The organism is Corynebacterium sp. MSK041 (assembly GCF_030232265.1).
Lineage (GTDB): Bacteria > Actinomycetota > Actinomycetes > Mycobacteriales > Mycobacteriaceae > Corynebacterium.
The window spans coordinates 1-1,362 of record NZ_JASPJK010000034.1 but is presented as its reverse complement, the minus strand read 5'-3'; the positions used below and the strand labels follow the sequence as shown (position 1 = coordinate 1,362).

The 1,362-nt window shown below is 58.1% G+C and carries 2 protein-coding genes; one reads left to right on the top strand and one right to left on the bottom strand.

The window, feature by feature from the left end:
• The first annotated feature begins 277 nt into the window (after positions 1 to 277).
• Positions 278 to 706 (top strand): recombinase family protein, encoded by a 429-nt coding sequence (locus tag QP968_RS11045; RefSeq protein ID WP_256008564.1) that lies wholly within the window; start codon positions 278 to 280, stop codon positions 704 to 706.
• On the opposite strand, the gene QP968_RS11040 is transcribed toward QP968_RS11045, so the two are convergent.
• The gene (locus QP968_RS11040; RefSeq protein WP_034997554.1) at positions 703 to 1,134 is read right to left on the bottom strand and encodes a single-stranded DNA-binding protein; all 432 of its coding nucleotides are present in this window, start codon (positions 1,132 to 1,134) and stop codon (positions 703 to 705) included. The two genes, QP968_RS11045 and QP968_RS11040, sit on opposite strands and share 4 nt — an antisense overlap.
• Positions 1,135 to 1,362 lie beyond the last annotated feature (228 nt).

Below are 1,362 nucleotides of genomic sequence, written 5' to 3'. Positions count from 1 at the left end.
AAGGGTAATGTCGCCACCCTCCGCTGCGTTCATGACGCGGAGGGCAGCTTCCAGGATCTCGGAGCGCTGACTGGTTCGCATATAGCTAACTTTACCATTTGGTAGGTGAAGCCTTCAACTGCGGGCGCTGGTAGGGGCACCTGGGGTACACCCCAAGCGAACAATTTGTGAATGAAAAAACTTCCTGTTCGCTAGGGTTAGTTCCAAGACTAACGGAACAGAACCGTCACTGCCTCTGGAGATCACTGAACAGTTGGGGGCGATCTCAGGACAAAAGGTGGGCTATGCCCGGGTGAGTTCGAAAGATCAGAACCTTGATCGTCAGATTGAACAACTCAAGGCAGAGAAGGTCTTCACCTATTACACGGATAAGGCCAGTGGTGGATCGCGTGAGCGCCCTGGACTTGATGAAGCAATGCGATATGTCCGTGCAGGAGATCAGCTTGTCGTCACGTCGATGGATCGGTGCGCGCGTTCACTGACGGATCTGTACGCCATTGTTGACGAGCTAGTCAGCAAAGGAGTGTCGGTGAAGTTCCTCAAGGAGGGACAGACCTACTCAAAAGACTCCACCCCGATCGCCAAGCTGATGCTAGGGCTGTTGGGTTTTGTTCAGTTGGGTAAGGCCGTGAAAGAGCTGGATCAACACCGTGAAATAGTTGAAAAAAATAACCCCGCAGGTTTCCCTGCGGGGTGTCGTTGTTAGAACGGTGCTTCGTCGTTGTCGGCGTCAGCGCCAGCCAGGGCGGCGTTCGCCGCCTCGCCTCCGCGACGGGCTGCGCGCGCAGCGGACTCTTTCTTGGAGTCGATCAGCTGCACGGTGTCGATACGGGCGACCAGCGGGTAGTGCTTCACACCGTCCTTGTCGGTGTAGACGTCGGTCTTCAGCGAGTAGCTCACTGCGACACGGTCGCCGGACCCGATGCAGCCGAACACGCCGGGGTTCTTCGCGTCCTGGACGTAGCCGGTCAGCTCCACGATCTCGCTTTCCACCTTGCCGGTGGCCTTGTTCTTGAAGGTGTTGCGCGCATAGACGCTGAGCTTCACCGTCGCACCGCCGTTTGCGTGCTCGAACAGCTTCGGTGCGCGAGCTGCGTTGCCGACGATGGTGCCGTTGTTGAAGGGGTTGGACATGATGGTTCTCCTTATGTGGGTGGGTGTGAATTGCCGTGCAATGTGGGTGTTGAAGCAGCTGCTTTGCTGCTGCGGGGGGTTGCGCTGTCGTTACAGCACTGCCCAGGGCAGCGGCGTGCCTGCCGCCTCTAGGTCGCGCAGTTCTTGTGCTGCACCCGGATCGGCGTCCTCGCCGTCGATGCCGTCGGCGAGCTGGTAGAGCAGTTCCAGGTCGGTGTGGATGAAGTC